At 38.4% G+C, this 19,867-nt stretch carries 17 protein-coding genes and 2 tRNA genes; 15 read left to right on the forward strand and 4 right to left on the reverse strand.

Annotated features, from left to right (window positions below):
- Window positions 1–40 precede the first annotated feature (40 nt).
- Window positions 41–451 carry a hypothetical protein gene (locus AAC026_RS02950; protein ID WP_339694916.1) on the forward strand — a complete coding sequence of 137 codons (411 nt, stop codon included), beginning with the start codon at window positions 41–43 and terminating at the stop codon, window positions 449–451.
- Between the two features lie 35 nt (window positions 452–486).
- Here the strand turns inward: AAC026_RS02950 and AAC026_RS02955 are convergent, their stop codons facing one another.
- Window positions 487–1,167, reverse strand: a complete 681-nt coding sequence (locus AAC026_RS02955) for a response regulator transcription factor (RefSeq protein ID WP_339694918.1) — start codon at window positions 1,165–1,167, stop codon at window positions 487–489.
- The gene (locus AAC026_RS02960; protein ID WP_339694920.1) at window positions 1,164–2,669 is read right to left on the reverse strand and encodes a HAMP domain-containing sensor histidine kinase; all 1,506 of its coding nucleotides are present in this window, start codon (window positions 2,667–2,669) and stop codon (window positions 1,164–1,166) included. The genes AAC026_RS02955 and AAC026_RS02960 overlap by 4 nt, the downstream gene beginning before the upstream one ends.
- 117 nt (window positions 2,670–2,786) lie before the next feature.
- Between AAC026_RS02960 and AAC026_RS02965 the strand changes: the two genes are divergently transcribed.
- The 12 genes from AAC026_RS02965 (at window position 2,787) to AAC026_RS03020 (ending at window position 15,675) form a co-directional block, all read left to right on the forward strand.
- Window positions 2,787–3,629 (forward strand): GLPGLI family protein, encoded by an 843-nt coding sequence (locus AAC026_RS02965; protein ID WP_339694922.1) that lies wholly within the window; start codon window positions 2,787–2,789, stop codon window positions 3,627–3,629.
- A 33-nt stretch (window positions 3,630–3,662) separates the two neighbouring features.
- Entirely contained in the window at window positions 3,663–6,356 is a 2,694-nt protein-coding gene (locus AAC026_RS02970) for an outer membrane beta-barrel protein (protein WP_339694924.1), read from the forward strand.
- Between the two features lie 203 nt (window positions 6,357–6,559).
- Window positions 6,560–7,189 carry a peptidoglycan-binding protein gene (locus AAC026_RS02975; RefSeq protein ID WP_339694926.1) on the forward strand — a complete coding sequence of 210 codons (630 nt, stop codon included), beginning with the start codon at window positions 6,560–6,562 and terminating at the stop codon, window positions 7,187–7,189.
- Window positions 7,190–7,192: 3 nt separating this feature from the next.
- Window positions 7,193–7,543 carry a hypothetical protein gene (locus tag AAC026_RS02980; protein ID WP_053222366.1) on the forward strand — a complete coding sequence of 117 codons (351 nt, stop codon included), beginning with the start codon at window positions 7,193–7,195 and terminating at the stop codon, window positions 7,541–7,543.
- A gap of 10 nt (window positions 7,544–7,553) precedes the next feature.
- Entirely contained in the window at window positions 7,554–8,390 is an 837-nt protein-coding gene (locus AAC026_RS02985) for a hypothetical protein (protein ID WP_339606523.1), read from the forward strand.
- A complete protein-coding gene (locus AAC026_RS02990; RefSeq protein WP_339694928.1) occupies window positions 8,383–8,859 on the forward strand; it encodes a Rab family GTPase in 477 nt (158 codons plus the stop codon). Before AAC026_RS02985 ends, AAC026_RS02990 begins: the two co-directional genes overlap by 8 nt.
- Entirely contained in the window at window positions 8,860–10,740 is a 1,881-nt protein-coding gene (locus AAC026_RS02995; RefSeq protein ID WP_339694930.1) for an ATP-binding protein, read from the forward strand.
- A gap of 619 nt (window positions 10,741–11,359) precedes the next feature.
- On the forward strand, window positions 11,360–12,715 hold the full coding sequence (locus tag AAC026_RS03000; protein WP_339608706.1) for a sigma-54 dependent transcriptional regulator: 1,356 nt from the start codon (window positions 11,360–11,362) through the stop codon (window positions 12,713–12,715).
- A 184-nt stretch (window positions 12,716–12,899) separates the two neighbouring features.
- Complete coding sequence (locus tag AAC026_RS03005; protein ID WP_339608705.1) at window positions 12,900–13,823, forward strand: hypothetical protein; 924 nt, start codon at window positions 12,900–12,902, stop codon at window positions 13,821–13,823.
- A 103-nt stretch (window positions 13,824–13,926) separates the two neighbouring features.
- The gene (locus tag AAC026_RS03010; RefSeq protein ID WP_339608704.1) at window positions 13,927–14,544 is read left to right on the forward strand and encodes a porin family protein; all 618 of its coding nucleotides are present in this window, start codon (window positions 13,927–13,929) and stop codon (window positions 14,542–14,544) included.
- Between the two features lie 106 nt (window positions 14,545–14,650).
- A complete protein-coding gene (locus tag AAC026_RS03015) occupies window positions 14,651–15,184 on the forward strand; it encodes an RNA methyltransferase (RefSeq protein WP_339694932.1) in 534 nt (177 codons plus the stop codon).
- Window positions 15,185–15,225: 41 nt separating this feature from the next.
- On the forward strand, window positions 15,226–15,675 hold the full coding sequence (locus AAC026_RS03020) for a hypothetical protein (RefSeq protein ID WP_339608702.1): 450 nt from the start codon (window positions 15,226–15,228) through the stop codon (window positions 15,673–15,675).
- A gap of 53 nt (window positions 15,676–15,728) precedes the next feature.
- Here AAC026_RS03020 and AAC026_RS03025 read toward each other — a convergent pair whose 3' ends face one another.
- Window positions 15,729–18,092 (reverse strand): ABC transporter permease, encoded by a 2,364-nt coding sequence (locus tag AAC026_RS03025; RefSeq protein WP_339694934.1) that lies wholly within the window; start codon window positions 18,090–18,092, stop codon window positions 15,729–15,731.
- Between the two features lie 237 nt (window positions 18,093–18,329).
- On the opposite strand from AAC026_RS03025, the gene AAC026_RS03030 reads away from it, so the two are divergent.
- Window positions 18,330–18,402: transfer RNA gene (locus AAC026_RS03030), tRNA-Gly, on the forward strand.
- A gap of 204 nt (window positions 18,403–18,606) precedes the next feature.
- Window positions 18,607–18,690 (forward strand) — tRNA-Leu (locus AAC026_RS03035).
- A gap of 141 nt (window positions 18,691–18,831) precedes the next feature.
- Here AAC026_RS03035 and AAC026_RS03040 read toward each other — a convergent pair.
- Window positions 18,832–19,830 carry a hypothetical protein gene (locus AAC026_RS03040; RefSeq protein WP_339694936.1) on the reverse strand — a complete coding sequence of 333 codons (999 nt, stop codon included), beginning with the start codon at window positions 19,828–19,830 and terminating at the stop codon, window positions 18,832–18,834.
- Window positions 19,831–19,867 lie beyond the last annotated feature (37 nt).

Raw genomic sequence — 19,867 nt, forward strand, 5'->3', positions numbered from 1 at the left:
ATACTTCTATGTGAATCAGTCCTTGTAAGAGACCTATGGGTTGAAATATAATCCGACTAGAAGGGCTTTAGGTATTAGAGAGCTACCAAAGAACTGGTTTACTTATGATACTTCACAAAAACCAGGAATTTGGAATGGAAGAACTAGGGGTAAACAAGATATTTTTTGGCTTAATCAAGTATGGATTCCAATTGACCCCAAAGTTAGTGGGCACTATGAGAAGGAGATTAGGAAGACCTCAGAGACATTGATCTATGAGAAAGACAGATTCAGAAAAGTGATTAATGATTCTTTAGAATATATATTAGAAGTGAAATATAACTACAAATACGATCCAAAAAAGGAAGTCAAACTACTGAAAAATTATTCTGAAAAAGGGGGATATAAAATAGACATCCAAGACTTTGAATGGAGTAAGTTAGATAGTTTAGTCAAATGGATTACTCTATAGTCTTCAATACATCCATACTCAAACACATTAATACTTTAACACACCAACTTATACCCGTAGCCTCGAACATTGAGAATTTCCACGGTTTCGTCTTCGCATAGCTTTTTGCGTAGTTTGGTGATGAAAACGTCCATGCTTCGAGCATTAAAGAAATCGTCATTTCCCCAGAGTTGGGTTAAAATTAAACCTCTATCAGTAACTGCATTTCGATTTTCGCTTAAGTGAAATAGCAGTTGCGCTTCTCTATGGGTTAGGGTTTGTTCTTGGTCTCCAAAAACCAACTTTTGTTTGGAAAGATTGAAACGATAATGACCTATGTTCACCTCTTCTGAAGATTCGCGTTTTCTCTTTCTATCCAATAAAGCATGAATTCGAACAATGAGTTCTTCCATGCTAAAGGGCTTTTTCAAATAATCATTTCCGCCTAAACCAAAGCCTTCCACTACATCCTCGGTTCTGGATTTTGAAGTGAGAAAAATGACAGGAATTTTCTCATTTTCAGCCCGAATTTCTTTAACAAGCGTAAAGCCATCCTTCTTGGGCATCATTACATCAAGCACAAGTAATTCAGGCTTTTCTGAGCGATAGGTACTTAAAGCTTGCTCACCATTGGTACAAAAAAGCACATCGAAACCGCGAGTTTCTAGGCTTTCCTTAATGATGGTGCCTAGGGCCATTTCATCTTCTGCCAACAATATTTTAATTTTTCCCGTCATGAAAAGGCAACTTCAAAACTGGTTAACTGAGGTTTCAGAACTAAATCAATCGACCCGCCATGTTTCTCAATAATCTTTCGGGTATAGTAAAGGCCAATCCCAAAGCCTTTCACATCATGCTGATTACCAGTTGGGATTCTATAGAACTTGTCAAAAACTCTTTCTTTTTGTCCCTTTTCTATAAAACCACCATTGTCCTGAACAATTACTTGAGCACGAGTACCCAATTGAGTTAAAATTACCTGAATATCTCTTCCTCCATATTTGATGGCATTATCCACCAAATTTGAAAGGGCATTTTCTAAATGAAAAGGGTCTGCTTCTATAATGACATCCGTAGTAGAGGCCATAAATGACAGTAGTTTATCTCCAGCCAGCATTTTATACTTCTCAATCATGGTGGAAAGTAACAGTGTTAAATTCACAGGTTCTTTTCTCAAGCTTAATTCATCACTGTCAAGCGTGGCCGTTTCTAGTAATTTCTCCACCATTAGGTTGAGCTTTTTCAACTGGTCGTTCGACATGTCTAAGTACTTGGCTGTTTTTTCAGGATCGTTTTGTTGATTGAAATTTGCGATACCTTCAAGGGCTGAAGTAACTGTAGCTATTGGTGTTTTAAATTCGTGGGTGATGTTACTAATCAGGTCGTTCTTAATTTCGGCCAACTGTTTTTGCTGATTGATAATTCTATAGAGGTATAACAGTGAACCCACCACAGAAACCGAAATGAGCAGTGAAATCAACAAATCGACCATTCCTCTTTTCAGAATAATTAAAGAGGCATTATCGAAATACATCTTGAGCTCCTTTTTGGGCAAATAGCTAGTCTTTGAAAGGGTGGAAAGAGAAAACTCATCATCAGTAAACTCTCTCGATCGCTCAACCACCTCACTGTTTTGCAAAGAGGCAAAAGCGAAATCAATATCTATTTTCTTTCGGCCCAGCTCCTTCTTTACATACTTGGTTAAGGTTTCAAAATCGATGGAGTCTTGCACCATCGAAATCATAATTTTAGTGGTGAACACCTCTAATTCATTCAGGCTTATTGATGGAATGGTATCTTTAGAAATGGAGATGCTTTTAATGGAAGCTGAATTATTAAGTTTAGCACCTCCAAGTAAGCGGATTCTTGAATCTCCTTTGCTTGTGCTTCGCACAGTGACTCCTCCAATAGAAGTGTCTGAAATAGAATTGCTTTTGGTAGAAAATTCAAATTTTGAGAGAGAGTCAGTAACCTTTCCTTCAAAATTATGTTGAAAGAAGGCCTTGATTTCACTGGAATCAAAGGCACCACTATCGCCCTTGTCCAAAAGCACAAAACTCTTGGCCAAAGAGGAAAAATAACCCTCTACTCCGTTGTCTAAAGCTACTTGCACATCGTTGATAAAGCGCTGCTTGTTCAGGTTATAGTTCTGAACATTTCTATACACCTGAATGCCCACGGTAATTAATACCGTAAAGGAAATCAGATAGATAATGGCTTTGAACTTGCGCTTTTTCACAGATCAAATATACGCATTCTCACTGCTTGAGTATCAAAGGTTAACACTCGTTAACACTGGTTAACTATCGGTTTGATTGAATTGAAGCTTTTTTGTACTCCATAAAACAGATCAAAAATGAAAAAGCTCAAAAAAACAATTATGCTCGTATTGGGCATTATAACAGCAGGAACGCTGACACTCAATGCCCAAAACTTTCAAGGCATCGCTACTTACCAATCTGCCCGCAAAATGGGCGGGATGAGTATTAAAGGAGACGGGATGTCTCCGGAAATGGAAAAGCAACTTCAAGAAAGCCTTAAAAAAATGGCGCAAAAAGAATATGAGTTGAAATTCAACTTAACTGAATCTACTTGGGCCGAAGTAGAAAGCCTTGAAGGAGCACCAGCGGCCTCAGCAGGGGGAGTGGTAATGAGATTTTCTTCTGGAGGAGGAGTTAAGTACAAAAACACTGCAGACAATCTTTTTTTAAACGAAACCGAAGTGTTTAGCAAACCATTTTTAGTTGAGAGTAAGCTTAAAAACAGAGAATGGCAGCTGACCAACGAAACCAAGAAAATTGGTAATTACACTGCTCAAAAGGCCATTTTTTCTGAAATAGTAGAGCGCACCGTCATTTCATTCGACAATGACGACAAGGAATCTAAAGTAACTTCTGATACTATAAGCCTCGAGGCATGGTTTACTCCCGAAATCCCAGTTTCACAAGGACCAGATGATTTTTGGGGTCTACCGGGTTTAATCATGGAGATTTCTGATGGCAAAACCACCTACCTCTGCACCAAAGTAATTTTAAATCCAGAAGATGGTGTGAAGATTAAAAAGCCGTCAAAAGGAAAAAAGGTAACTCCAGAAGAGCTAAAGGTTATTCGAGACGAAAAAACCAAAGAGATGATGGAGAAATACAGCCAAGGTAGTGGAGATGGAAAAACCATCCAGATTAAAATAGGCGGCAATTAATTTTTTCGAACCCAAAGGTCAAAAACTCACAACATGAAAAGAATAGGTTTTATTTTTCTGCTCGCATTTCTATGTGGAGCAATACAGCAAGCGCACGCCCAACAGAAAGTGGTTTACCTTGGCGAGGTAAGAGATTCACTGGGCCTTCCGCTTGAATTTGCCAACGTAATGGCAATGGATACCACCAAAAAAACAATTGCTTCGTTTGGAGTGACTAATAAACAAGGCCAGTTTAGATTGCTACTTGAAGACCAAAAGGTCTATCAGCTTAAGGTCAGTTTTATTGGCTTTGTTCCTTTCGAAAGGTATTTCACTGCCAAAGATACCCAAGACTTACCCGTTTCTATTCAGCTGAATAATGACGAAAGAAATTTGGGTGCTGTAGAAGTGGTTTCTGAAATGCCCATTCTAATTCAAGGCGATACCATTACTTATAAAACCGATGTATTTACTCAAGGCAACGAACGCAAGCTAGAAGACGTGCTCAAAGATTTACCTGGTTTTGAAGTAGATGAAGACGGCCAAGTCAAAGTACAGGGAAAAAAGGTGGATAAACTACTTGTGGATGGCAAAGAGTTTTTTGAAGGCGACACCAAATTGGCCACAAAGAACCTACCTGCTAAAGCGGTAGATAAAGTTCAAGTATTGCAGAATTTCAATGATGTTGGCCCTTTGAGCGGAGTGAACAATAGTGAGCAATTGGCGTTGAACATTCAGCTCAAGGAAGACATGAAAAACATGGTTTTTGGTGATTTGGAACTTGCTGGAGGGCCCGAAGAAAGATATAAAGCACACGCCAATGTTTTCTATTATGATAAGAAAACAAACATCAACTTTATTGGTGATGCCAACAATGTAGGCGACTTGGCTTTTAGTATGAGCGACTACTTTAGGTTTAGTGGTGGTTTGGCAAATTTAGGAAGCAGATCGGGCTCAAACTTTAGGGTCAGCTCTGACCAATTAGGCATTCCAATGGCCGAAAGAAACAGCGCAAAAGAATTGAATAATCAATTGGGAGCTCTCAACTTCAATTTCACACCTAGCAGCAAAATCAGGTTTTCTGGATTTGCCATTGGCTCTAAAGTAGACAATACGTTGGGTTCAATTTCGGAACGACAGTATATTTTGCAATCAGGAGAAAAGGAAACCCTCACTACTGAATCGAATGTACAGAGCACTTCGGGCTTATTCAAGTTGGGTATTACCTATTCGCCAAACGCAAGCTTACAATTGGATTACAATGTGTTTTCGCGTTTATCGGACATTGAGAATTCTGATCTTCAAAATTCGCTTTTCAATAATACTTCCAATGACATCAATAGCATGAGCACACAGCAACCATTTTCTATTGAGCAGCAATTGAGAGCATTTTATGCACCCGATGATAAGAATGTATTTTCCGTAGAAACCACCTATAAGAACCAAGAGCAAGATCCAAGTTATGATTTGCTAACCACACAACGACCTTTTGCGGCAATCATTCCTATGACGGGCAACAGTCCTTATAATTTGCTCCAGCTTAAGAACATAAGCACCGAACAAGCCGAAGCAGCCATTAACTATTACAGAATACTCAACAACACCAATCACATCAACTTCAAACTTGGCGTGAATCATACCAGTCAGGATTTGAGCTCCAGTATTTTGGAAAAATTGGATAACGGAAGTACTAATGAGTTCAACGATCCTGATTTGAATAACTTGGTAGACTATACTTTTAGCGACTACTATTTTGGCCTATACTACAAAGTAAAATTTGGTAAGTTAGTATTGAATCCTGGTTTGAACTTGCATCGGTATTCCATCGAAAATCAGCAAAGCGGAATCACCGAAGGTTTCGACAAAACGCTTCTACTTCCCTCATTAAATGCCAAATACAATTTCAGAAATTCGCATTCACTGAATCTGAATTATGGTGTGTCGGCCAGTTTTACCGATATTCAAAATGCTGCCCAAGGCATCATCGTGAGAGGTTATAATTCGCTATTTGCAGGAAACCCAGTGTTGGACAACAGCTGGTATCATAACCTGAACCTCAACTACTTTAACTTCAACATGTATAACTTCTTAAATGTATCGGGTGGGGTGAGTTACCAAAAGCGATATGACGACATTACCAATATTATAGATTTTAGTGGTTTAGAAAGAATAAATACACCTGTTAATATTGATTTGGCCAACGAAAACATGTCGGGAAATGCCAGCATAGACAAAAGATTTGATCATTACAGAGTAAGTCTTTCAGGAAATTGGTCGCGTTCAACAACCAATAACCGTATTAGCGACATTGAAAATGAGAACGTTAGTTTTCAACAAGGCTATAAAGCAGGCATTTCTACTACTGTGCTAAAAGCCTTAGAGTTTAATTTTGGTTATGAGGTTTCATTCAATAATTACACCGCACGAAGCACAAGCAGTAAATTTGAAAACCATAAACCCACTGCCCGTTTACATGTCAATTTCTTAAAAGGTTTCCGTTTCGATACCGATTATGAGTACAACACTTATAAGAACACAACAAACGGAACTAAAAGTACCTATGACTTGCTCAACGCTAAACTAAGTTACCGCAAAGAAGGAAGTAAATGGGAGTTTAAAACAACGGCTATGAACTTGCTTAACACCACTGGAATTAGAAGAGATTCGTTTTCTGAAAGCCTAATTAGCACTTACGAATACTTTATTCAAAAACGTTATTTCTTATTCTCAGTGAATTACGATTTGTAACAAAATACAGTATATAAATTACACAAAATGTCGCCCAACTTTGGGCGACATTCTTTATATCCCATTCATAACATCATTGCTATCAAAATCTTATCTGATTTGGTGTTACTAAAGCTTGTCTTTCGTTTTATACCCTGTAACTGTGTTAACTGATCAATAATTTCTGCTATTTTTACAACTGAGATTTTTTAAATAATACAGTCATGAAGCGTCTTCTAGTTATTGTAGTACTCATCGGTATAATTGCCTATATCACAGTTCAGTACCTTAAAGATCGCAGATTCAATCCTCCTTCAGCTTACGACTATGAGCTAAGCGAAAATATTGATACCGATTTCTACGACCCTGAAGTTCTTAAAAACTATTATAAAACAGCTTTAGAAGTAGGTTCCTACGCCCGATCTCTATGGAGAAATGATCAAATAGATGTTCGGTTTATCAATGATGAAGATTTTGAATCGACCAGAGCTACCGATGTTTATAATGAAATGATTACCACCGCCAAAATGCTCCAAGCCAAACTAGAGCGTTCGGCCGAACTAAAATCACAAGGCTATAGCAACTACGAAGTGCAAATGTACTTTGAGCAAAGCGTAACTCCAGAAGATCTTAAATTCGATAGACACTATAGTTTACTGAACCTAAAAATAGGAGCAAAAGGAGCTGCCGTTTGGGAGCTACAGAAGCTTCTGAACCAAAACGCTGACAGCATTCCGCAAGACGGAATATTTAACCTAATTACTGCCAATAGACTTAAGACTTTTCAACAAAACAATGGTCTTTTCCCTTCGGGCGAAGTAGACGAAAAAACACTTAAAGCTTTAATTAAATAAATCATGGCTAAGGAAAAAGAAGAAGAGAAGAAACAACCTGTTTCTTCAGGCGACCCAAAAATTGACGCGGTTAAACAATTGATTTTTGGAGAAAGCATGCAACAATACGATGCAGAATTCAACGAAATCAAAGCATTGATCAAGCGCACTCGCAATGAAATTGAAAGTGAGCTTAATGATACCCGCGACCAGCTCAACAACATCATCAATGATTTAAGAACCGACATGAATAAGAAGGTAACCCAACTTAGGTCGGACATGGATGAAGCTGTTACCGACCTGGACAATAGAAAAGTAAACAGAAAACTACTCGGAGCCCTATTACAAGAAATGGGCAAACAAATCGCTGAATAAGTAAGCATTCATGAGCAAAGGCTTGGCTTTTGATAAACTTAGAGAAATACTCCTAGAGAAAGACTGGGAGGAAAGGGATGAGTTTGCTCAAAAGCTAAACGACCTCGATGATCAGTTGAATTCTAGAAATAGGCTGGAAAAAAAACTACAGCCTATTCTGGATGATGAGCGCGAAAACCTAAGGCATCGGTTTCCCGAACTTTTTGGCCCTCAAATTACAGAAACAATTAGTAAGCAAATTCGCGAATCGCAAGATGAAGTAGTAGAAGCACTCTACCCCATTTTGGGTAGAATGATCAAAAAGTACATTACCAACGAGATTGAAAAGCTTTCAGAAAAAGTGGACGAGCAAATGAAGCTCGCCTTTTCTTGGGAAGCTTGGAAAATGCGAATCAAGGCATGGTTTACCGGTACGCCTCAAAAAGACTTGATCATATCTAAGCTTATTGAGCCTAAAATTGAAGAAATCTTTATTGTTGAAAAACAGTCGGGAATGTTGCTTGGGAGTTTCTCTAAAAACCATTCGGTTGATCAAGACATGATTGCTGCAATGCTCACAGCCATTAAGGCTTTTGTGGAAGATGCATTTAAAGGTGAAAGCCAAGAATTGGATAGCATTGACTACGACAATTATAAAATCGTGATCAAGAACTTCAAGTCGTTCTTTATAGCTGTTGTTACCTCAGGCGGAATGAGCATGGCTTTTAGAGATAAGCTAGATGACACCTTGCTAGACTTTGCTGAAAAGGTGCTAAAAAAAGCCAAAGATGCTGACGAGGAAGTGAAGCAAGAGAGAATTACCTCTGGTCTTGAGAAATACTTCGATAACTTTGACAAGAATGAATAAAAAGGTAATTCTTGTTGGTCATTTTGGAGTAGGAAAAACTTCCTTAGTACAGCAGTTCGTCCACAGTAAATTCTCAGAAAAATACCTTACCACTATTGGGGTAAAAATTGACAAGAAAGTTGTGGAGTTTGATGGGCATCAAATGACCCTACTGATTTGGGATATTGCGGGTGAAACCGAACAAAACAGTGTATCGAAAAGCTATAAGCTGGGTTCACACGGAATCATCTATGTATTTGATGTTACTCGCCCTTCTACTTACGAAAATTTAGCAGACCAGATAGACTACCTGAAGTCATTACTACCAAATGCACCCGTTCAAATTTTAGGAAATAAAAAAGATTTGATTTCTGAAGCAGAACTTGAATCAGTTACCCAAGCCATTGGCCTCCCTTTTAAAGCTACAAGTGCTAAAACAGGAGAATATGTAGAAGAAGCTTTTATCGACCTATCTAAAGCCATGCTGTAAATGGATAAGCTCAGTCAAGTCAAACTTCAGCAAGTAGCTTCAAAAATTCAAGTAACGATTTTTGATGAAGCTGGAAAAATACTTGAGAGCTGCGACACATTGCTAAAAACAGATATAGGCGAGCCTATTTTCGATCAGTTTATTTTTCTACAAAGTTTACAAGAAGTATTTACCACCATGCTCAAGGGAGAACGCCATGCATTTCCCGAAGTAGAATGGGAAGAGCAGCGGCAAGGTTTGTTCAGCCTTACTTTTGAAAAACTAGAAAACGGACACCTTCAACTCGTTATTCTTGACAAAACCAGTGACTACCCAAAGATTCTCTTAAACCAACAGAGCCGAAACGATAGCGCCATAAATGAAGAAATAGCACTGCTTCAAAATAAAGTGGCTGAAATGGAAAATCAGCTTCTTGGGTACCAAAACGAAGAGTTAAAAAGAATACAAAACTTCAAAAACCAGTTTTTTGCCAACGTAAGCCACGAAGTAAGAACTCCGCTCAACAGCATTGCGGGTTTGGTTAGCCTAATAGAAAACGACAGCTCTAAACTTAATAACTACCTGCCATCTCTTAAAGCCACGTCCAATCATCTCAATTCCATTATAAACGACATACTGGACATCTCAAAAATTGAAGCAGGCAAACTGCGCTTTGAGAAAGTAGACTTTAACTTAAAAGAATGTATATCTAACATTATTGCAGGCTTTGAGTTTGAAGCCGAAAGAAAAAACACGCGGTTAAAGCTCGATTTTCCTAAAGAAACCATTGTTCTAAAAAGCGACCCAACTCGCTTGAGTCAAATTTTATACAACCTTATAGGGAATGGCCTAAAGTTTACTTCAGACGGAACAGTAACACTTTCTATAAAGATTTTAGATCAAGAAGATGACCAAATCAATATTCATTTTGAGCTAATGGATACAGGTATTGGCATGACTACTGAGCAGATCAGCGCAGTGTTAGAACCTTACTCACAAGCCGACCAAAGTACTACCAGAATTTTTGGAGGAACAGGGCTAGGTTTGAGCATTGCCATAAAACTCATTGAAGCTTTTGGTGGAAGCCTCAATATTACTAGTCAGCCGCAAAAAGGCACATCCATGAGCTTCAACCTTCACTTTGACCTAGGAAAAGAAGCGCAAGAAAAAAAGAAACCAAAGGTAAAACAAACAGCTTCTCTTTCTGGATATAAGATACTTTTTGGTGAAGACGACCTTGTAAGCCGAGCAGTTATTGCTGCCTTTCTAGAATCGCGTAAAGCAGAACTCACTGTAGTTTCTTCAGGCGAAGAATTGGTTAAATGTTTGACAGAGAATGATTTCGATATTGTTATTTCCGATATCCAATTTAAGGGCATAAGCGGAATTAACGTGATAGAGCAAAGAAGAAACGCAAACGATTTTGTACCCTTTATTTTTGTAAGTGGAAGCGAATTTGAAGAACCCAATCCGTTAAAATTACTTAGCAATTGGCGGTTATTACAAAAGCCCGTGGATCTCACATTTCTGGAAGAAAACATCATCCAAGTTTTATCACTAAAAGACAAGTTTAAAATTGATCTGGCCATTCTTAATCGCACGGTTGCCGGAGATCAGAGCTTTTTGAAAGATATGATAGAAGTTGTGCTTCTGAATCTTCCTTTAGAGTTGAAAATCCTCAACGAAAAAGTAGCCCAGTCAGATTGGAATGAAGTAAGAAAGGTGTTACATAAAATACGTCCAAGCACAGACTATTTAGGCATCCCTTTTTTAAGTCAAAGTCGAAAAGAAATCCATGAATCTGTAGGATCTGGTAAAATAGATGAAGCCACCAAAGCCCTTATTCTAGAGTTTAATACGGGAATGGCTTTCGCTTTAAATGATTTGAAAACGTATACTTAGCCTTATTCATACCTCAAGGTTTCGGGCAGATTAAACAGTCATGCTCTGACATGCCAAAAATCTGAAAAATTGCTAGCAGTGTTTTTATTAAGTACGGTTCTTATGCCAGTAGTAATTATTGGTTTTACAAAAGCCATCTAAAAAACTCAATGCCGATCCTTAAGAGATGTTAAAACAAAAATATTTTTTTGGACTCAACACACACCAGAAAAGCGAAATTCTTCTCCAATTACATTCAAAAAACATTGTTTAAAGGCAGTAGGGACACAAATTCACTTGCAAGAAGGAAGCATAATTTGAAGTTGGGCTTCCGATAGGGTATGAACCAACCAGTTAATTAACGTTAAATTAATTTAAGAAACACAACCTTTCTGCTAAAAAAACGATCTTTGTATTGAAGATAATGAGAAGTAGTAACCCTCATAGATAAAATTTTCGATCACAAAAGCGTGATCATCTTCATACAGTTAGTAGTTTATTTGTTTAGTAACCCGAGGAGTAGTTAACCTCGGGTTTTTTTATGCACTTATTTTAGATGCCTAATATTTTTAGAAAGCTTGTTTTACGCTAAATAAAAAATTGCACACGCAAGCTTAATTTCATTTTGTAAATTAGGCACATGAATACAGCCTCTTTTACCATTTTCGTAGTTGAAGATGATGAATGGTACCGAAAACTTTTAGTTTACACCCTCGAATTAAACCCCGATTATCGAGTGGTGGCTTTTGAAAACGGAGAATCCTTAATGAAGGCCCTCAAGGAAAAGCCGCAAGTAATTACATTGGACTACCGTTTGCCTGATACCAATGGCGAAGAACTTTTGAAAAAAATAAAGGAGATTGCTCCTGAAATTAAGGTAATCGTCATTTCTGAACAAAGCGAAATAGACACCGCGGTAGAACTGCTTAAAAACGGTGCTTACGATTACATTACCAAAACCAAAGATATTAAGGACAGGCTACACAATGTAATCAAGCACATTCGTGAGCATTCATCTTTACAAGAAAGAATTGAGACTTTACAGTCGGAAGTTGAAAAGAAATATGACTTTCAAAACTCAATCATTGGGCAGAGTGAACCTCTAAAAAAAGTATTTGGACTGATTAAAAAAGCCACCATTACCAATATCTCTGTGATTATTAATGGAGAAACAGGAACCGGAAAAGAACTTGTGGCCAAGGCAGTACACTACAATTCAGAGAAAAAAGAAAGCCCCTTTGTAGCGGTTAATATGAGCGCCATTCCAAAAGAGTTGGCAGAAAGCGAACTCTTTGGCCATGAAAAAGGAGCATTTACTGGAGCAGCCAATCGACATATTGGAAAGTTTGAGCAAGCCAATGGCGGAACACTCTTTCTAGATGAGATGGGCGAAATGGACAAAACCCTTCAAGCCAAAATATTACGTGCCCTTCAAGAGAAAGAAATCAATCGAGTTGGAGGAAAAGAAGTGGTTAAAATTAATTGTAGGATTGTAGCTGCCACCCACCGCGATTTACTGGACGAGGTGAAGGCAGGTAATTTCAGAGAAGATTTATACTATCGTCTTTTTGGGCTCACTATTCATCTACCCCCTTTGCGCGAGCGCGGAAAAGATGTAATTGTTTTGTCTAAACACTTTATAGATGAATTCTGTAAAGAGAATGGACTTCCCAAAAAAATACTTTCCTCAGATGCATCTAAGAAACTATTGGGTTACGGTTACCCCGGAAATATCAGGGAGCTGAAATCGGTAGTAGAGTTAGCAGTGGTAATGTCTGAAGGCGAAACAATTCAGCCAGATGATATCACTTTCGGAACCAAGGATGTGATTTCCGAAATGTCGGGTGAAGAAATGAGCTTAAAGGAATACAACCAGCGAATCATTCAGTTGTATTTAAAGAACTATGATAACGACATTAAGCTGGTAGCTCAAAAATTAGACATTGGCCAATCCACAATCTATCGAATGCTCAAGGAAATTGAAGAAACCGCCTAGCAGAATCTCATTCAAATCTTATTCATTTTGACAAAAACGCTCTCAAAAGTAGAGCGTTTTTCGTTTGTGATCATTTCATTAGTCTGATTTACAGTGTTTTATGTTTAATTCTCAACATGGCTTTGTTTTGGCATAATACCAACCAAAATAGAAAATAAGTATTAACACATATAAATCAGTAGCCATGAAAATTCAAAATTCAAAAACAAGCAAAGCGTTTTTAGCGCTAGCAGCGTTCGCCACTGTAGGTCTGGCGTCTTGCAGTAATGGTGAAAAACAAAAAGTAATCGAAGAGCAAACCGTTTCTATTCAAGAAATGCAAAGCGAGATTGCATCTAGAGATTCCGCCTTCAACGAAGTATTAAATATGCTAAGTCAAGTAGAAGATCAGGTAGCAACGATTGTTGAAAAAGAAAACCTTATTGCCAATGCACAACAAGGCGATAATGCCGATAACAAAGACAAACTTCTAAAAGAGCTTGCTTTGATCGATAATTTGGTAGCTCAATCGAACCAAACCATAGATGATTTAAAAGGTAAGTTGAGAAACACAGATTTGAAGCTTACTGGATTCCAAAAGAGAATCAATCAACTGACTGATGATTTGGAGCAAAGGAGCACCATGATTGCCGACTTGAGAAGCGAAGTGCTTAGAAAAGATGAGCAGATTCAAATGATTGCCGGTAGATACGATTCAATTCAAGTAATGTCAGCAAATCAGGTAAGAGAAATTACCACTAAAGATCAAGAAATCGAATTATTGACTTCTGTAAATGACGACTTGAACACTGTTCACTATGCTGTGGGTAGCTTCAAAGACTTAAAAGAAAGAGGTTTGGTTTCTAAAGAAGGTGGTTTCCTTTGGATAGGTAGAAGCATTGATTTGAACGAGTCTGCCGATAGTAACGAGTATATCGAAACCGACATTCGTGAGTTTTCTAAACTCCCTATCGAAGCAGATAAAATTGAGCTTGTTACTGAACACCCTGCCGATTCTTATGTAATCGTGCAAGACGAAAACGAATCAAATATCAAGTACTTAGAAATTACTGACCCTAAAAAGTTTTGGCAAGTATCTAAATACTTAGTGATTTCAACAAAAAGCTAGTGCCCTCCTCAACTGAGCAATAGCCCAGCAAGAAAAGTAGGCTCCTGTTAAAGGAGCTTACTTTAAAAGCTAAAAACACAAAACATACTTAAAATCTAGAACCATGAAAAAGACAAATAAACTATACATAATTGCCCTATTGATGTTACTTATGGCATCAGCGGCAAAAGCCCAAACAGGATTTACGGTAGGTGCCAATATTTCAAATCTATATGTAGACGATGTAGATGACGAAAACGCCAAAGTAGGCTTAAACATTGGTATTTATAACCGCATTAAGATCACAAACTTTTTAGGCATTCAACACGAATTTCTATACGCTCAAAAAGGAGCGGCCGTACAATACGACAACTTCCTTTCAGGTAGCGGTACATACAAATACAATCTGAATTATATAAAAATGCCTGTTATGCTTAGTGCCAATTTGGGTAAGCTTAACATCCATGCCGGACCTTATGTAGGTTTCTTGGCAGGAGTTAAAATCAAAGATGTAGACGGAGACGGTTCCATCAACAGCATTCAAGAACTAGACCGAGACGATTTCAACACTGTAGATTATGGTGGAGTGGCAGGTTTAGGCTACGACTTTGACGGAGGTATTTTAGGAGTAAGATACAATTACGGTTTCCGAGAAATTGGTAAATCAGGATCGTTTGCTGGAGAAGCCACCAGCGAAGCAAAAAATTCAGCATTAACAGTCTATATCGGCTTTCATTTTTGATGGTTCTTTGAAAGCCATATGTGTAGGGTAGGGTCTATGGACTCTACTCTTTTTTTATGCCCAAAAAGTATAGTTCTTATCATAGATACTTTTTTTAATTTTGGCCATGCGAAAACTCAAAAATGACGAACTGGATAGGCTGACCCTAGAGGAGTTTAAAGAAACTGAAAAGCTTCCGTTAGTACTCATCTTAGATAATGTCCGCAGTATGAACAATGTCGGTTCGGCCTTTCGTACTTCAGATGCTTTCGCCATAGAAAAGATCTACCTCTGTGGAATTACAGCCCAACCCCCACATAGAGAAATCAACAAAACGGCATTGGGCGCTACAGAATCCGTGGATTGGGAGCATGCAGAAAACACCGCAACACTTTGTCAAAACTTACAGCAACAAGGCTATAAAGTATTGGCCGTAGAACAAGCCGACAATAGCACCTCTTTAGAAAATTTCAAAATTAAAAAAGACCAAAAATACGCCCTTGTTTTTGGGAACGAAGTTTTTGGGGTTGAAGATAAAGTGGTTGAAGTTGCCGATGGTTGCTTGGAAATCCCTCAATTTGGCACCAAACATTCGCTAAACATTTCGGTTAGCATTGGTGTGGTTTTATGGGACTTGACGAGTAAAATAAAATTTGGGTAACTCATTTTTGATTAAATTCACCATTCGAAAAATCATCTACTATGAAGCAGATTAGCAACAAAGGAAAAGTGAACCGTTTTAAATACTTGCTGTATTTCTACCTGCTTTTTGCAGTCTTCATCTTTGTTTATAAATACATTATTAGGCCCGATATGCCTGGCCTAATTCTGCTTGTTGCATTTGCTCCGATATTTGGATTTCTTTCCAGTTTAGTCAATTGGCCCCTTTATGTTACTGCCATTGAAACTGAAGGCGGGGTTGCTATTAACACTAAAAAGTTATTCTCGAAAAAGGAAAACGCGATTTTGGTGACCAAATACAATTTTGATAGTTACTACGAAACCGACCACCTACACATTGGCTTGAATCTTTTGGACAAAGACGATAAACTACAAAAGCATAAGCTGCGCATTAGTTGGTTACGCATTAAAGATCTTCGCGCTTTAGAAGAAAAGTTGAGAGAGATTAATCCTTATGCACCTGTGAAGTAACAATGTATTTTGTTTCGACCTTAATTAAACAAGGCCGAAACAAACCATATCTCTTACTCATACTTCAAACTTTTTACAGGATTGGCCGCTGCTGCACGGAACGAATGATAACTTACCGTAAGCAAAGCAATAAGCACAGAAGCACAGCCCGCTATGATGTAAACGCTTACACCAATGGTTGCCTGATACTCGAAGGCCGAGAGGAAATCGGACAAGAAGAAGTAGGACAAGGGTACTGCAACTCCAAAGCCCAAAAGTACCAACAGCAGAAAGTTTTTGGCTAAAAGCATTATCAAATTGCCAATTCCAGCGCCCAATACTTTACGAATTCCAATTTCCTTGATGCGTTGTTCTGCGGCAAAAGAAGCCAAGCCGAAAAGCCCTAGAAGTGAAATAAACACGGCAATCAGGGTAAAAATATTGGCTAAGGTTCCAATATCGGATTCTCTGCGGTAGAGGTTTTCGTATTGCTCGTCTAAGAATTGGTACTCAAACGGATACTGACCATTCACTTGCTTAAACACCTTTTCCACATAATCTAAAGTGGCTTTGGTGTTTTCGGTAGTGGTTTTCATAAACATTACGCTCGATGATTCTGGCCTTAAACTAATTACCAAAGGATCAATCTTATTGTGCAGCGAAGCAAAATGGAAATCCTTTACAATACCAACCACCTTGCCTTGTCTATCCCAAAAAGTAATAGGCTGATTCAATGGATTTTCAACATTCATATTCTTGGCCGTCTGTTCATTGATAATCACATTGAGCGTATCGCTCACCAAATTAGGGTCAAAAGAACGGCCTTCTTTTATCTCCATTCCCAAGGTTTCAATAAAATCGTTGCTTACTTGTAGTACTGTAAACAGCACCTCGCTTTCAGGATCTTTTCCGTCCCAAGAAAACCCACCCGAAGTCGAACTGCCGATATTGATTGGAGTATTGCTGGCTGTAGATACATTCAAGATGTTGGGGTTTTCCAGCATTTTTGATTTGAAAAGCTCAATCTTACTTTCGTTCTGAAGCTCTCCCTCCATAGGAATGTAGATGATGTTTTCTTTGTCATAACCCAGATTGACATTCTTTACATAGGAAATCTGCTTATGAACGGCCAAGCTACTGATGATCAAGAAAATGGAAATCAGAAATTGAAAAACGACCAAACCTTTTCGAATTCCATTGGTCCATCCAGAAGAACGGAAGCTACCTCTCAAAACTTTGATTGGAGAAAAAGAAGAAAGAAAAATGGAAGGATAGCTGCCCGCCAAAATGCCCACTACCAAGGCTATTCCAATAAGGAGCAGAAGGTTACGGATGTTTAAAAGTGAGAAAGCCATGGCCTTATTAGTGAAATCATTCAGAGATGGTAACAGGAGCATAATCACCAAACCTGCTAGTAATGTAGACACCAAAGCCATAATTACGGATTCGCCCATAAACTGAGTAATCAACTGACCTCGTGTAGAACCCACCGCTTTCTTTACACCTACTTCTTTCGCTCTTTTCGAAGAACGCGCTGTAGCCAAATTCATAAAGTTGATACAGGCAATCACCAAAATGAAAATGGCAACATAACCAAATAGCCTCACATAGGTAATTCTTCCTCCTGCCTGAACCCCATCCTTGTATCTTCCATGCAGGTATTGCTCGCCTATATTTTGAACAAAGAGCTCGACAACAGAACCTTCATTCTTAGTTTTTATATAGTCCTTAATTTTTGTGTTGAAAGCTTGAGCATCTACTCCTTTGTGAAACTTCACATAGTCTCTAATGCCATTATTTCCCCAATCTTCCAGCCACTCGTTGTGAACAAGCCAAGGCTCAATGGGAAGCACAAACTCAAAATCGAGAGTTGAATTGACAGGAGGATTTTTAAATACACCTCCAATTTTATACTCGCCCCAACCATTAATCCGAACTGTTTTATCTAAAATCGCAGTGGTTTTAAACATACGTTCTGCCAAGGATTCAGAAATATAGGCCACATCTGGTGCAGTCAAACTATTCTCTTTATTTCCTTCAATCAACGGAAAGTCGAAAACATGGAAAAAATCTTCGCTAGCTACCCTGCCTTGAGATTTATAAGATTGATCACCAATGATAAAGAGGCGTTCTTGTTCCCAAGTAAGTTGAGTAATGTATTCCACCTCGGGCATTTCGGCCTTAAAAGCTTCTTTTAAAGGGCCAGGGTTTGCCGATGTGGTAAGTACATAACCGCCAGAATAGCGCTGATGCTCCATTACCTGATAGATTCGGTCGATATCTTTATGAAAATGATCGACTGTTTTTTCGTCTTGAATATAAAGGAACAGCATAAGGCTTGTGGCAATCCCTACTGTTAGACCTGAAATGTTTAAAACAGAGTAGCCGCGCTCTTTCCAAAAGACACGCAGCGCAGTGATAAAAATGTTCTTGACCATGGTTTTGTTGATTTGAGTTACTAATGAGACGAGGTTATTCGTAATTCATTACTCTACATATGCCAAAAAGTAACCAAGGTTGCACGTATTCGTGGTATTGGAGCATCTCAAAACCCTGATTTATAGAGTGAAGAAGAAATACATTTATTTTTTCACTAAACGCATTGCATATTTAAAGGCCTTAGTTAAATTTGCACTCCAATTCGCTACAAGAGCGGAAAACAAGTACTGAAATAAGCGAGAGTAGCTCAGCTGGTAGAGCACGACCTTGCCAAGGTCGGGGTCGCGGGTTCGAATCCCGTCTCCCGCTCATAAAAATGGAAGATTCTTTATTGCTTCCATTTATGAGTAGACGAAAATCGCACTTTGCTAAGTTTGGCAACGGTTCGCCCCGAAGTTTCGGGATCGTCTCCCGCTCAATACAAAAAGAAGCGTGATCATGATTGCGCTTTTTTACTTTAAGGCCAATAGGTCTTAAAGTCTACCAAAAAAACTTGACTATCTAATAGTCGATGCCGGAGTGGTGGAACTGGTAGACACGCAAGACTTAAAATCTTGTGACCATCTGGTCGTGCGGGTTCAAGTCCCGCCTCTGGTACGTTTAAAGCCCCTTAAAAAGGGGCTTTTTTCGTTTTGTGGATTTGGCAAAATTTATCCAGCAAGCATGCTCAAATTATGAGCATCAAAAACGAAAGAAGATTAAACAATGAAGAGCAATGTTGTCTATTGTTCATTTTTTTCACATGCCTAAGATGAAAGAATCCGTTGGAATTGATCTTTCATCAAAGTGAAACCAAAACTTGATTTGAGTATTATTATGAGGACACTTTTGAGCAAAGTTGGTTAACCGTAGATGAAATCTAAGTGCCTTATTCGACTCAAACATAAGAGGATTAGGGAATACAATTCTGTTGATAGGTTCATTAAAGTCTATCTCGTATTCAACAGTTCCGAGAGAATGTAGAAACAACTCTTGAGGCAGGCCTTTTAGTGTAGTCCAAAGCTTCTCAATATGTATTTCTATACTACCTAATAGGTGGATGTTCGATGTGTTATTTTTAAAGGTGAAATCAAAAATGGGGTCACTTACCTGATTAGGATAATTTTCAGAAGGTGCTCTGAGATTATAGCCATTTTGCCCGTTCAAGACCCAAGAAGATAGTTGACGGTCAATTCCTGAATATGACAGCTTGAAGTTCCCCCCGTTCCTACTAAAGAACTCAGGAAAATACCTCCTTCCAACATGCTCATGTTTTAGGGCAAGTTCAACGATCTTTGTATGCCCCCAATGCTCTATGCTAAATCGACATTTTCTGGTTAATCCATTTGCACTAGCCCAGTACTGCTTTTCGTATTTCTCTCTTATTCCATCCAACCATTGTTGCTCTTCTTTCATGAAGTCTTCAGGAGTAATCAGGATAAAATCCTGAATAAACTGATTTTCTTCTAGAGCCATTTCAATTGATTTGGTAATAACTTGCTTTTGATTTTGTGAGAGTTTAGCTGGAAAAAATTTGAACTGAAATCCAACAATATTATCAGGGAAATCAATACCTCCTTTTATATAACCGTCTACTTTTTTATAGTCGCCAGAGGCATCGGATTCGGAGATAAAGTTTATTCCTCTAGAATGATAATCGGCTGTTAGCAATGTTTTTACAAACCTTGAAAATTCAAGACCGCCTTCCGAACCCGAAGCAATCTTACTATACAATGTAGAAGTATTGAATATTGGCATGTGGTACTGTTCATATGGTCAAATGACCAAAATATTA

The sequence above is a fragment of the uncultured Roseivirga sp. genome (assembly GCF_963973945.1).
In the GTDB taxonomy this organism is placed as follows: Bacteria; Bacteroidota; Bacteroidia; order Cytophagales; family Cyclobacteriaceae; genus Roseivirga.